11 protein-coding genes and 1 pseudogene are annotated in these 12,045 nt (G+C 65.9%); 3 read left to right on the forward strand and 9 right to left on the reverse strand.

The window, feature by feature from the left end:
• Positions 1–92: 92 nt before the first annotated feature.
• The gene (locus tag ACE10Z_RS38625) at positions 93–944 is read left to right on the forward strand and encodes an SDR family NAD(P)-dependent oxidoreductase (RefSeq protein WP_375785367.1); all 852 of its coding nucleotides are present in this window, start codon (positions 93–95) and stop codon (positions 942–944) included.
• Positions 945–1,229: 285 nt separating this feature from the next.
• On the opposite strand, the gene ACE10Z_RS38630 is transcribed toward ACE10Z_RS38625, so the two are convergent.
• Positions 1,230–1,610 (reverse strand): hypothetical protein, encoded by a 381-nt coding sequence (locus ACE10Z_RS38630; RefSeq protein WP_298371532.1) that lies wholly within the window; start codon positions 1,608–1,610, stop codon positions 1,230–1,232.
• A gap of 177 nt (positions 1,611–1,787) precedes the next feature.
• Here ACE10Z_RS38630 and ACE10Z_RS38635 point away from each other — a divergent pair.
• Together ACE10Z_RS38635 and ACE10Z_RS38640 are read left to right on the forward strand one after the other, a co-directional pair.
• Positions 1,788–3,196, forward strand: a pseudogene (locus ACE10Z_RS38635) (aldehyde dehydrogenase family protein).
• A 113-nt stretch (positions 3,197–3,309) separates the two neighbouring features.
• Complete coding sequence (locus ACE10Z_RS38640) at positions 3,310–3,813, forward strand: DUF2478 domain-containing protein (protein ID WP_375785368.1); 504 nt, start codon at positions 3,310–3,312, stop codon at positions 3,811–3,813.
• Between the two features lie 1,193 nt (positions 3,814–5,006).
• Here the strand turns inward: ACE10Z_RS38640 and ACE10Z_RS38645 are convergent.
• From ACE10Z_RS38645 to ACE10Z_RS38680, 8 genes are all read right to left on the reverse strand, one after another.
• Complete coding sequence (locus tag ACE10Z_RS38645) at positions 5,007–5,213, reverse strand: hypothetical protein (protein WP_024581255.1); 207 nt, start codon at positions 5,211–5,213, stop codon at positions 5,007–5,009.
• Between the two features lie 185 nt (positions 5,214–5,398).
• Positions 5,399–6,394, reverse strand: a complete 996-nt coding sequence (locus ACE10Z_RS38650; protein WP_375785369.1) for a hypothetical protein — start codon at positions 6,392–6,394, stop codon at positions 5,399–5,401.
• Positions 6,391–7,512 carry a GNAT family N-acetyltransferase gene (locus ACE10Z_RS38655; protein ID WP_375785370.1) on the reverse strand — a complete coding sequence of 374 codons (1,122 nt, stop codon included), beginning with the start codon at positions 7,510–7,512 and terminating at the stop codon, positions 6,391–6,393. Before ACE10Z_RS38655 ends, ACE10Z_RS38650 begins: the two co-directional genes overlap by 4 nt.
• Positions 7,509–8,708 (reverse strand): hypothetical protein, encoded by a 1,200-nt coding sequence (locus ACE10Z_RS38660; protein ID WP_375785371.1) that lies wholly within the window; start codon positions 8,706–8,708, stop codon positions 7,509–7,511. The genes ACE10Z_RS38655 and ACE10Z_RS38660 overlap by 4 nt, the downstream gene beginning before the upstream one ends.
• Complete coding sequence (locus ACE10Z_RS38665) at positions 8,705–9,580, reverse strand: ThiF family adenylyltransferase (protein WP_375785372.1); 876 nt, start codon at positions 9,578–9,580, stop codon at positions 8,705–8,707. Before ACE10Z_RS38665 ends, ACE10Z_RS38660 begins: the two co-directional genes overlap by 4 nt.
• The gene (locus ACE10Z_RS38670) at positions 9,577–10,632 is read right to left on the reverse strand and encodes a hypothetical protein (RefSeq protein ID WP_375785373.1); all 1,056 of its coding nucleotides are present in this window, start codon (positions 10,630–10,632) and stop codon (positions 9,577–9,579) included. The genes ACE10Z_RS38665 and ACE10Z_RS38670 overlap by 4 nt, the downstream gene beginning before the upstream one ends.
• A gap of 380 nt (positions 10,633–11,012) precedes the next feature.
• The gene (locus tag ACE10Z_RS38675) at positions 11,013–11,288 is read right to left on the reverse strand and encodes a YiaA/YiaB family inner membrane protein (RefSeq protein WP_375785374.1); all 276 of its coding nucleotides are present in this window, start codon (positions 11,286–11,288) and stop codon (positions 11,013–11,015) included.
• 56 nt (positions 11,289–11,344) lie between these two features.
• Positions 11,345–12,040: a PspA/IM30 family protein gene (locus ACE10Z_RS38680; protein WP_375785375.1), complete on the reverse strand. Its 696-nt coding sequence runs from the start codon at positions 12,038–12,040 to the stop codon at positions 11,345–11,347.
• Between the last annotated feature and the right edge of the window lie 5 nt (positions 12,041–12,045).

Genomic DNA, 12,045 nt, shown 5'->3' on the forward strand with positions numbered 1-12,045 from the left:
TTGTTTGACGCGTTTTCTTCACGCGAACCGGGAACCACTTCGCTTGAAAACGCTATGCTAACCTCAGCCACAAATGTGTCCGGAGACCGACGATGCCCCACCCCGTGATATCAGCCGATCATGTTGCCGTGATCACCGGAGGCGCATCCGGCATCGGGCTTGCCGCCGCATTGCGGTTTGCCCAAGCCGGCATGAAGGTCTGCATCGCCGATCTCGGCGATGACAGGCTGAAGGCGGCTGCAGCAAAACTGTCATCTGCCGCACCCGGCGGCGCCGCCGACATCATGACGGCTGCGGTCGATGTCAGCCGCGCCGATGAGGTCGCAGGCCTTGAGGCCGCCGTCGCGAAGAAGTTCGGCGGCACCGACATCCTGATGAACAATGCCGGCATCCAGCCCGGCAGCGCGATGTTCGGGCCCGCGGACAATTGGCAGCGCATCCTCGGCGTCAATCTGTGGGGCGTCATCAACGGTACGCAGGCGTTCGCGCCCAACATGATCAAGCGCGGCCGGCCGGGACTGATCATCAACACCGGTTCCAAGCAGGGCATCACCACGCCGCCGGGCGATCCCGCCTACAACGTCTCCAAGGCCGGCGTGAAGGCGTTCACCGAGGCCCTGCAGCACGAGCTGCGCAACACCGACGGCTGCAAGATCACGGCGCATCTCTTGATCCCGGGTTTTGTCTTTACCGGGCTGACTGCGCGCGGCCGCACCGAGAAGCCGGCCGGCGCCTGGACGTCGGAGCAGACCGTCGACTTCATGATCGAGCACCTCAAAGCCGGTGATTTCTATATCCTCTGTCCCGATAACGACGTGCCGCGCGCGCTCGACGAACGCCGTATCCTCTGGGCTGCCGGCGATATCGTCGAGAATCGCCCGCCGCTGTCGCGCTGGCATCCGGATTACGGCGATGCGTTCGCCGCGTTCGTGAAGGGGAAGTGAACTTGTAGGGTGGGTGGAGCGCAGCGATACCCATCATCTCGCGGTGAACGCGATTGGTATCGCTTCGCTCCACCCATCCTACGCGGCTATTTATCCCGTCACCCTGAGGAGCGCGAAGCGCGTCTCGAAGGGTCGACGGCCCGACTGGGGCCGATTCATCCTTCGAGACGCCGCTTCGCGGCTCCTCAGGATGACGGTGTGGGTTAGCGAAGCGTAACCCACCTCTTCTCCCGCCGCGGCGCAAATGGTGGGTTACGCCTTCGGCTAACCCACCCCGCGACTCCGCTAATTCGCCCGCACTCGCACCGGCGTCGCCGGCTGCGCCACCAGCGCCTCGCCGAGCTCGCTCTGCTGGGCGCGCGGGATCGAGAAGCAGACGCTGAAGCCGTCCGACGTCTTGAGCGTCATCATGCCATGGGCCGGATCGGTCGACTGCTCGAGCACCCATGAATCCAGCGGATAGGCGTAACGCAGACTCTGGTCACCGAAACGGGTCTGCAGCGCCTTGCTGATCAGCCCGGGCAACGTCATGACCAGCGCGCCGACCTGGTTGATCGACAGGCGGATGGTCGCGGGCTCACCCTTGCCGTCGACGAATCCCAGCGAGATGGCGCAGCCGTCGGGCGCGACTTCGCAGGTGGTGAGCTCCTGGGTTTCGATCTGCATACCGGCACTCCGGGTCATTTCTTCATTATATTCATAAGAATATATCGCTCGGGCTGCCGGCGTCCAGCCGTTATTGCGGACCTCGCTTTGGCCGTGGCCCACCTGCCGCAACCGTGATATATGAAAGGATATAGCGAGGCCCGCGAAGGGCCCGTTTGACCAGGGAGAGCAAAGCCTATGAGTGATTACAAGCTTCTCATCGACGGCAAGATGGTACCCGGCGACCAGACCATGCCGGTGCTCAATCCGGCGACCGAAGAGGTGGTGGCGCAATGCCCCCGCGCCTCCAAGGAACAGCTCGACAAGGCCGTCGCCGCCGCGAAGGCCGCCTACCCGGCCTGGGCCGCCACGCCGATGGAAGAGCGCCGCAAGCTCATCATCAAGATGGCCGAGGCGATCGAGGCCAACACCAACGAGCTCGCGCACATCCTGACCAGTGAGCAAGGCAAGCCGCTCGCGGATGCCACCGGCGAAGTCATGGGCATGGCTGGCTTCTTCCGCTACCTCGGCTCGCTCGATCTGCCGATGCGCGTGGTCGAGGATTCCGGCGACCGCAAGGTCGAGGCCTATCGCCGCCCGCTCGGCGTGGTCGGCGCGATCATTCCCTGGAACTATCCGCTGCTGATCCTGGCGTTCAAGCTGCCGTCGGCACTGCTCGCCGGCAACACCCTGGTGGTGAAGCCTGCGCCCACCACGCCGCTGGCTTCGCTGCGCTTTGCCGAGCTGGTCAAGGACATCCTGCCGAAGGGCGTGCTCAACTTCATCGCCGATGCCAACGATCTCGGCGATCACATGACCAAGCACCCTGACATCCGCAAGATCTCCTTCACCGGCTCGACCGCAACCGGCCAGAAGGTGATGGCGAGCGCGTCGCAGACGTTGAAGCGGATCACGCTCGAGCTCGGCGGCAACGACGCCGGCATCGTGCTCGACGACGTCGATCCGAAGAAGGTCGCGCCCGGCATCTTCGAGGGCGCGTTCCAGAACTCCGGCCAGGTCTGCCTCGCCATCAAGCGGCTCTATGTGCACGAATCCGTCTATGACGAAATCTGCAACGAGCTGGTCGCGATTGCGAAGAACACCGTCGTCGATGACGGCTCCAAGCAGGCACCAAGCTCGGCCCGCTGCAGAACAAGATGCAGTACGAGAAGGTGAAGGCGTTCCTCGACGACGCCCGCAAGAACGGCAATGTGATCGCCGGCGGCGCCGCGATGGACCGTCCCGGCTATTTCATCGAGCCGACCATCGTGCGCGACATCAAGGAAGGCTCCAAGCTGGTCGACGAGGAGCAGTTCGGCCCGGTGCTGCCTGTCATCAAATACTCCGACAAGGATGACGTGATCCGCCGCGCCAACGCCACCACCTACGGCCTCGGCGCGTCGGTCTGGTCGTCGGATATCAAGCGGGCGCACGAGATCGCGACCCAGATCGAGGCCGGCACGGTGTGGATCAACAAGCACCTCGACATGGCCCCGAACATTCCGTTCGGCGGCGCCAAGCAGTCGGGCATCGGCACCGAATTCGCCGAGGAAGGTCTCGCCGAATTCACCCAGCTGCAGATCATCAACGGCCCGCCGGCCGCCTGATCCGAAGAACATGCGGCCGCGACGCCTTGGCTCCCCTTGGTTCCCCTTGGCTCCCCTTGGCGCCCCCTTGGCGCCGCGGCCGCCGCTTTCCTCCAAAACGAACAGAGCCCTTCATGTTCGATGCCCAATGCGACCTTGCCGCCCTTGTCTATGACGGCCATGACGATCCCGACGCCATCCTGCGCGACTTCGCCGGCGACCTGAAGGCGTGCGGCGCGCGCGTGGTCGGCATGGTGCAATTAGGCCAGTGCGCGGATTCCAGCCTGTCGGCAGTGCTGGTCCACAGCGGCGAGACGATGCTGCTGGCGCAGCCGCCGGCCCCGAGTACTACAAGTCCCGGTGCGACCGGCTGCAAGCTCGATCTGTCGCGGCTGCAGGACGCCGGCGTCCGCGTCGCCGATGCGCTCGCTGAAGGCGCCGATCTCGTCATCGTCAACCGCTTCGGCAAGCGGGAACGCGACGGCAAGGGCCTCGGCTTCGTGATCGAACGCGCGCTCGACGCCGATATTCCCGTCGTGATCGCGGTGTCACGCCAAAGCTTTGAGGACTGGATCAAGTTCGCCGGCGGGATGAGCGTGAAACTCGCCCGCGACCGCCACGCGCTGGATGCCTGGTGACGCAACGTCTCGCTGCGCACCGCGGCCCGGATCGCGCCGGATCACACCACGGTCTGCGAGGCGTTCAAGTAGAGGCGCTTTGTGGGGTGGGTTAGCTAACCCATCCAATTCTACTTATCCCGTCATCCTGAGGTGCGAGCGGAGCGAGCCTCGAAGGATGAACGGCCCGGCCGGTGGCCGTCGATCCTTCGAGACGCGCTACGCGCTCCTCAGGATGACGGGACATGCAGCGCTTGAAGGGTGGGTTAGCCGAAGGCGTAACCCACCGCCGGCTTCTCATCCGCACCCGCGTGTGTTGGACCAAGATGGTGGGTTACGCTTCGCTAACCCACCCTACAAGGCTATCCCCGTCATCCTGAGGTGCGAGCGGAGCGAGCCTCGAAGGATGAACGGCCCGGCCGGTGGCCGTCGATCCTTCGAGACGCGCTACGCGCTCCTCAGGATGACGGGACATGCAGCGCTTGAAGGGTGGGTTAGCCGAAGGCGTAACCCACCGCCGGCTTCTCATCCGCACCCGCGTGTGTTGGACCAAGATGGTGGGTTACGCTTCGCTAACCCACCCTACAAGGCTATCACCGTCATCCTGAGGAGCCGCGCTCTTGCGCGCGTCTCGAAGGATGCACGGCCCGGCTGGTGGCCGTCGATCCTTCGAGACGCCGCTTCGCGGCTCCTCAGGATGACGGGACATGCAGCGCTTGAAGGGTGGGTTAGCCGAAGGCGTAACCCACCGCCGGCTTCTCATCCGCACCCGCGTGTGTTGGACCAAGATGGTGGGTTACGCTTCGCTAACCGACCCTACAAGGCTATCCCCGTCATCCTGAGGAGCGCGCTCTTGCGCGCGTCTCGAAGGATGCACGGCCCGGCTGGTGGCCGTCGATCCTTCGAGACGCCGCTTCGCGGCTCCTCAGGATGACGGGACATGCAGCGCTTGAAGGGTGGGTTAGCCGAAGGCGTAACCCACCGCCGGCTTCTCATCCGCACCCGCGTGTGTTGGACCAAGATGGTGGGTTACGCTTCGCTAGCCCACCTACAAGGCTATCCCCGTCATCCTGAGGAGCGCGCTCTTGCGCGCGTCTCGAAGGATGCACGGCCCGGCTGGTGGCCGTGCATCCTTCGAGACGCGCGTTCCGCGCTCCTCAGGATGACGGGAGATGTAGAGTTAGCGAGCCCCACCATACAGACCACGCACGCGCCTACAGCGTTTCCTGCTTGTGGTCACAGTTCTTGCAGGTGAACTTGACGCGGGACTGGCCCTTTTCCGCCTGCACCCGGTTCGGCGCGCCGCATTTGCCGCAGACGGCCTCGATCCTGGTCGTCCCCTGCTTGATGACCAGGTTCCGCTTTTCCATGGTCTCGCGGATCAGGCGCTCGGCCTCCTCGCGCAACGATTGCTTCGACATTAACCCCACCGGTCATTGGTTTTGCGGGCGGCGTCATAGCACGACCCCGTGAAGCTTTGACAGCAGATATCGAACTCTAATTGTGAGTACATCCTAGAGCGTTTTCGAGCGAGGTGGATACCGGTTCGTGTGACGAAAACACATCGAAACGAAAATCTGGAGCCCGTTCCAGAACGAAAACGGCCCTAGACGATGAGCCGATCGACCGGCAGCCGGAAATGCCGCGGTTTCAGCGGCTTTGAGGGCCGGCCGATGCGGAACACGTTGATGAGGCGCAGATCGGTGCCGATCCTGCCGAGTTTGCGCAGCCGGTCGTTGAAATCAGGGTGATCGGCCAGCGCCGAGATCGGGCATGCCACGAGCCCGGCGCGATCGATCTCGAGCCAGCTGCGGTAGAAATGCCGTCCCGTCGTGAGTGGATCCTCACCGACCGGACGACAGAACAGGACGATCGCCGCGGCCGAGGCGGTCTTGGCGCTGTCTGACAGCAGCGATGCGGCGAGGCCGAGACGATCGAGCGGTTTGAACAGGGTGCCCAGCACAAAGCGGGCGGCGGTGGCCTCGACTGCGTTCATGGCAAGTGCGTCGCGATTGAGACCATCCAGCAGATAATGCGGATGGTGGGGCGACAGTCGCATCCATTCGAGCAATTCGGCCCGATACTCGTCGCCGTGGACAAAGGAGAACTCGGCCTGGTCGGCCCAGCCGGCGATATCGGCAATTGCCCGGCGATGACAGATGCAGATCAGATCGTCACGCGCGACGGCGAGCTGCACCAGCGGCGCGGGCTCATCCGGCGACGCCGCGAACTTGCCGCGCCACGACATGCGGTGCGCCACATGGCCGGCCAACGGATCGGGCACGACACCTTGCCTGATCGCAAAGCTGCAGAGCGCGGTAAATTGCGCCGACAGCGGCTGCTCGATCGTGGTCATAGCCGTGATCGCGAGGCCGCGGCGGTTGAGCGCGAGGCTCATGCCTTCCAGCGCCGCACCGTGCGACACAAGCACGTCGTGTCCGGCGGGATCCGCGACCGGCGCGCGCACGCAGGTGTCGTCGACCAGCGCCAGCCGCCCGTCGCCGAGCAGGCGCCAACGGGTCGGCTGGATGTTGTGGACGCTCGGCGCCAGCCGCGCCTCGGCGACCAGCTCGCGCAGCAAATCCGGTGTCAGCTCGCTCATGCCGCAGCCAGCCGCTTGGTGAACAGATGCAGCCGGTGCAGCGGCGTGGCGCCGGCCTTTTCGACCTGGCGCAGCGACGGACCGTTGATGTCGGCGATCCAGGTGCCGCCGAGCGTGCGGTAGCCGGCCTGCTGCAACGCCAGCGCGGTGCGGTACAGCATCGCGCCGTTGAGGCCGCGATTGTGCAGGTCGCGGCAGACCGACTGATAGATCAGCACCGCGCGCGTGTTCATCATGCGGTGCTGCACGAATTTGAACGGCGCTGATAACCCGATCCGGCCGCCGATCGCCTTGATCAGCGGATCGAGATCGGGGATCGCGATGATCGCGCCGGCGGGCCGGCCGCGATGATAGACCACGGTCGAAATCCGCTGGTCGATGATCCACATCATGTCACCGGCCTGGAACAGATATTCGGCCGCCGTCGGCGGCACGAACATCGGGTTGTCGGCAAAGCCGTCGTTGAGGATCAGGCGCGCATCTTCCAGCCGGACCTTGAAGGCGGAGCGCTTGATCGGCTGCCAGACGAAATCCGGATCGGCCAGCACCGCGCGCTGCTTGTCGCCGAGCAGCTGCTCCGGCTTGCCGCCGTCGAGCGCGATCTCGAACGTCGTCATCGGGAAGGTCGCGGCATAGCCGGCACGTTCGAGGTGGCGTGCGATATGCGGCGGCGACCACATCATGTCGGTGAACGGCGCATGATCGAACCCGTCGGTCATCACGCCGATCTGCTGCATCGCCGTGAGATTGAAATTGCCGGCGATGCGGGTCATGCCGCGCGCGGACAGCCACTGCTCGGCGGCGCGCAACAGCGCATCGGCGACATCGGGCTCGTCGACGCAGTCGAAGAAGCCGAACGCACCGTGGCGCGTGCCGTGCTTGCGGTTGGAGGCGTCGTGGATCGAGGCGGCGACGCGGCCGACCGGGCGGCCGTCGCGATGCGCCGAGAACAGCGCATAGCGGCCATGGCCTTCGCTGACGAACGGATTCTTCGCGGCATCGAACATCCGGTCGAAATCGCTCCACAGCGGCGGCGCGTAGAGGCTGTCGGGCCCATAGGCATTGAGGGCGGCGTCGAATGCCGCCTTGCGGTCGCCCTCCCGGATCTCGAGCGTCATTTGGCCTCCGGCGTCAACGCCAAGAGCCGCCGCACCAGCGCCAGCGCGGTTTCGGTGGCGGGATCGGCCGCGGTGACAGGCACCGCGAGCACGATCAGGTCGAGCGGATCATGCGCGAGCACGATGACATGGGAGGCGTTGTTCGCTGTCATCAGCGAGACCATGCGCTCGGCGGCAGGGTCGGTCGGTGCCAGCCGCCACGGCGCCTCGGAGCGGCGCAGCACGCGCCTCGCCGACAAGAAGTCGCGGAGCAGCGGCGGATCGTAGGGTACCAGCTCGTCTTCGCGGAAGCGCCGCGCGCTCTCGAAGATCGGATGCCGTGCGAGCTCGGCGATCAACTGCTCCCGTGTCTGCGCCGGCGACGCCGCGACCGAGTTGAGCACGCCCGGCTCCTGCGATTCGAACAGCGCCCGCAGCGCGTCCGTCATCAGGCCGATGGTCAACACGCCGGCGATCGCGACCGCGACGAACCGGACCATCTGCGCGGCGTCGACATCGGGCGCCATGAAGGCGGCGGCGAGCCCGAGCAGGCCCGAGGAAATCAGCCGCAGCGCCATCATCGCAAGGCCATGCCGGCGCGTCTCGGCGCCGCCGCCGGCGATCAGCATCACGGTCACTGTGAGCAGCGCCCCCAGCGCGCCAAGCCGGACCGGAATGTCGGGAAACAGCGTGCGGAAATCGGTCAGGATGAACGGGATCACGACCAGCGCCCCGACCGCCATGCGGCCGATGCTGCGGTTTTCCGAGGCCATCAGCGAGGCGCGGTCGCGCGTCGCCAGCAGCAGCGCGCAGGTCGCAAAGCCAACCAGCTGGAACAGGGCCAGCGCGACTGCATAAGTCATCGCAAAGCGCTGCAACCCGAACAGGCCGCCGAGGCCGAGCAGGATGCCGCCCGCGAGCGCTGCGATCTTGACCGCGCGCGGCGCGTGGCGGCGCAGGATGCCTTCGGTGACGATCAGCGCACCGAGCGGAATCAGCGCGGCCGGGATCACCGAGAGACGATCGAGCAGCCAGCTCCCGCTCCACCACGCGAGGCCACGGTCGAGGAACAGGGTTGCGATCACGCCGAGCGCGAGCAGCAGGCGGCGGGTCAGCGGGCTCCTTGGATCGCGCCGGTAGAACGTCATCATCGCCACCGCGACGCCGATGGCACCGCAGAGATTGACGATGGAATCGGCGATCACCCCCGAGGTCATGCGACGCCCGTCAATTGATCGATCGCCCGCCGCACCACCGGACGCATCAGGGCCGCGATCAGCGCATTGCGCGGCTTCTCGATCGTCGGCCGGTGCGGGTTGAGGAACCAGCCGCGGCAATCGGTGCCGGAGGTGCGGCCGAGGATCAGCGCGACCGCCTCATAGGCCATCAGCATGCCGGTCGAAATCACCATCGGCGCGAACGACATCCGGCTGCGGCGACCGGCCGCGACTTCGCCGGCGATCGCGAGGTCGACGTAGTTGCGCGAGGACGAATGCAGCATGACGTGCTCGATCTCGGCACGCATCGCGGCGCGACGGTCGTCCTCGGTGATATCGGTCCAGTCCTTAGCCAGGGTCGGGAAGCCGAGGCGCTCCTCGGGCCGCGGATCGTGCGGGCGCACCACGATCACCGACGGCAACGGCGACATATAGGCGTCGATCACGGTTGCGTCCGCGCGCTTGGCGGTCCGGTACAGATGCACGCCGGCGGCGATATCGTCCATGCCGTTGACGATGACCGGGCAGCGCTCGGCAATCCGGGCGAGCTCGCTGGTCCAGTTCTCGCCGAGCACCTCGACCTCGATGGTCGGGTTGATGCGTCTGGCGGCTTCGGCGGCGACCGCCGCCTTCTCGCGGCCGACCTCGTCGGCGAAGGCGAACACCTGGCGATTGAGGTTGGAGACCTCGAAGCGGTCGATGTCGGCGATCACGAACTTGCCGACGCCGGCGCGCGCCAATGCCATGAAGGCCGCGCCGCCCATGCCGCCGACGCCGCAGACGAACACCCGCGCCTGGCGCAGCAGCTGCTGCTCGTGCTCGTCGATGAAGCCGATGTTGCGGCCGGTGAAGGAGTAGTAATCGAAGTTCATCGCGCGGTCCCGTTTTCCGGCCTGCGCGGCCGCAGCGTGCCGAAGGCGCGGGTGTCGTCCATCCAGTAGACCACCGGCAGCACCAGCCGCTGCAACGCCAGCATCGCGGACGCCGCGAGCAGCGCCGGCAGCGAGCCCGAGGGCACCTCGCTCATCAGATAGCGGCGCGCGCCGGCAAGATCGACGCGGCCGATCTGCAGCACATCGTCGCCGCGGCCGTAATCCAGCTCGCGCTCGCAAAACTCGTTGTAGACAGCATTGCGATGTTTCGGCGCGATCTCAAAAGTCTTCTTCAGCGCATCCGAGCCACCGGTATAGGCATCGGTGATGACCGAGCGGGCCTCGTCGAAACCGGCCTCCTCGCCGACGCCGAACACCGCGCGATGCCGCGCCATGATGCCGCGCGCGAGCTGCAGATGCGCAAAGCTCTGCCGTGCGCCCGGCAGCGGCGGCGGAAACACGTCCGAGAACGTGTCGCTGACCATGCCGACCACCGCCGGCACCTGGGTGACGTTGGAGATCCATTTCGGCCGCAACCCGTCGCGGGCGAACAGCACCAGCGCGGTCAGGCCGTAGAGCACCCAGGACAGTCCCTGCCCGCGCACATCGGGATCGACCATGACGAGGCCGAGATGGGTCACCTCAGTGGGCTCGCCGTCGAGCGGCACGTCCATCACCGACAGCGCGTTGAAGGCGATCGGTCGTCCGGTGTCTTCCTCCGAGATCAAAGTGACAACGGCGCGCGACAGCCGCTCGGGCTCGCCGGAGAAGATGCCATAGGTCAGGCTCTCCTCGGGCAGCGTCTTGGCGGCAACGATGCGCAGCTGCCCGACCAGCGCGTCGAGCTCGTCCTTGGGCAGCGACAGGCCAGGGGATTCGACGATGCGGGTGCGCTGGCCGGCCTGGGTGCGCAAGGTGAGATCGATGGTCGGCTGCGACAGCGCCTTGAGCCAGAAGCCGCCATGGCTGCGCAGGCCGTCAAAGGCCGCGCGCGCCTTCGCAAAGCTCCTGCTGCCGCGCGAAGCGGGCGTGCGATTGTCGGTGGACGCCATTTCTCTGTCCCTCGGGCGGATCTCTGCACTTTGGCCTGTTAAAGAGCCATGAGCGCAACCTGACGCTGTTTGCCGCAGGGTAAACAAGGCCTTCCGGAAACGGAACAAGTTGGTCGTAAGAGGCCTGCGGCCTATCCACACCGTCATTGCGAGCGCAGCTCGTGGCTGCAGAGCGCCAGCTCCTTCACCGTCACCCTGTGAGGAGCGCGGAACGCGCGTCTCGAAGGGTCGACGGCCACCAGCCGGGCCGTGCATCCTTCGAGACGCGCTACGCGCTCCTCAGGATGACGGGACTGCCAAGTCTAGCGCCCGATCGGCGCAAAGCGTTTTAGGCAAAAGCGGCGAGTGCGAGACACCCGCCGCTCCGTCTTCGCTCCGGCTCAACCCGCCTTGGACACTTCCATCAGCAGGCGCTCGGCCTTGGCGTCCTCGATGCGGTTCACGAGCTTGCCGCTCTCATGGTTGTCTCGAATCGTCTTGGTCAGCGTGACACAGGTCTGGATCAGCATCACGATGCCCATCGTGAGGTAGCCCTTCATCCAGAGGTCGATCGGCAGGAAGAACACGCCGAGGGCAACGAGGAAGGCGGAGGCTGCGAAGGACGCGTAAGTGAATGTCACCCAGCCACTGCTGTGGGGTTGGATCGTCTGGTTCATTGTCGTCTCCTTGATGTTACGAGGTTTGAAGCTGGCTTGGTTTCAGGCTTGAGTTCTCAGGCGGCAGGCGGGCGCTTGGCTCTCAAGCGCGCCAGCACGTCGTCGGCCGTCGATTTCATCCGCGGGCCAAAGCCCTGCTCGGCGAGCTTCTCGGCGGTCGCGAGCGGACCCGAGGCGGTGTCGATCTCGAACAGCGCGTCATCCGCCGCCTGGATCTCCATCTGCCGCTCGCGCAGGCGCTTCAGCGTCGCTTCCGCTTCCGGCAGCGTCGATTCGTAGGGCCGCGCCGCCTCGATGCCGCTCCGGCGCAGCGAACGCACGGCTTCCGAGGCGCGGGCGAGACGCCGGCCGCGATCGAGTTCGGCAATGCGCGCCTCGGCGTTGGCGACGTGGCGCTTCAGCCGGGTGATCTCGGTGGCGAACAGCGTGCGCGCGGTCATCGCGGCGTCGCGTTCGGCTTCGAGGTTGGCGATCGCCTGCGCGGCTTCGCGGGCGAGGTCGTCCCGGCCGCCCTCGAGCGCCGCCGACGCGCGCACCTCGAGATCGGCGATCCGGGCATTGGTCGCCTCGAGCCGCCGGCCCTCCTGCGCGTCGCCGGCGATGGCCAGCGCCAGGGTTCGTTTCGAGCGGTCGACCGCGGCGGCGGCATCGCGCATCTGCTGGTCGAGGACGACCAGCGCGGTCCGATCTTGCAGTTCCTCCTCGGCTGCCGCCACGCTGCCGCGGAAAATCGTCAAAACAGTTTTGAACATTTGCC

Source organism: Bradyrhizobium sp. Pha-3 (assembly GCF_042258615.1).
In the GTDB taxonomy this organism is placed as follows: Bacteria; Pseudomonadota; Alphaproteobacteria; order Rhizobiales; family Xanthobacteraceae; genus Bradyrhizobium.

What these genes read in the sequence shown, in the direction of transcription:
- ACE10Z_RS38625 (WP_375785367.1), top strand. Translation starts at nt 93, where the DNA reads ATGCCCCACCCCGTGATATCAGCCGATCATGTTGCCGTGATCACCGGA.
- ACE10Z_RS38630 (WP_298371532.1), bottom strand. Translation starts at nt 1,610, where the DNA reads ATGCAGATCGAAACCCAGGAGCTCACCACCTGCGAAGTCGCGCCCGAC.
- ACE10Z_RS38640 (WP_375785368.1), top strand. Translation starts at nt 3,310, where the DNA reads ATGTTCGATGCCCAATGCGACCTTGCCGCCCTTGTCTATGACGGCCAT.
- ACE10Z_RS38645 (WP_024581255.1), bottom strand. Translation starts at nt 5,213, where the DNA reads ATGTCGAAGCAATCGTTGCGCGAGGAGGCCGAGCGCCTGATCCGCGAG.
- ACE10Z_RS38650 (WP_375785369.1), bottom strand. Translation starts at nt 6,394, where the DNA reads ATGAGCGAGCTGACACCGGATTTGCTGCGCGAGCTGGTCGCCGAGGCG.
- ACE10Z_RS38655 (WP_375785370.1), bottom strand. Translation starts at nt 7,512, where the DNA reads ATGACGCTCGAGATCCGGGAGGGCGACCGCAAGGCGGCATTCGACGCC.
- ACE10Z_RS38660 (WP_375785371.1), bottom strand. Translation starts at nt 8,708, where the DNA reads ATGACCTCGGGGGTGATCGCCGATTCCATCGTCAATCTCTGCGGTGCC.
- ACE10Z_RS38665 (WP_375785372.1), bottom strand. Translation starts at nt 9,580, where the DNA reads ATGAACTTCGATTACTACTCCTTCACCGGCCGCAACATCGGCTTCATC.
- ACE10Z_RS38670 (WP_375785373.1), bottom strand. Translation starts at nt 10,632, where the DNA reads ATGGCGTCCACCGACAATCGCACGCCCGCTTCGCGCGGCAGCAGGAGC.
- ACE10Z_RS38675 (WP_375785374.1), bottom strand. Translation starts at nt 11,288, where the DNA reads ATGAACCAGACGATCCAACCCCACAGCAGTGGCTGGGTGACATTCACT.
- ACE10Z_RS38680 (WP_375785375.1), bottom strand. Translation starts at nt 12,040, where the DNA reads ATGTTCAAAACTGTTTTGACGATTTTCCGCGGCAGCGTGGCGGCAGCC.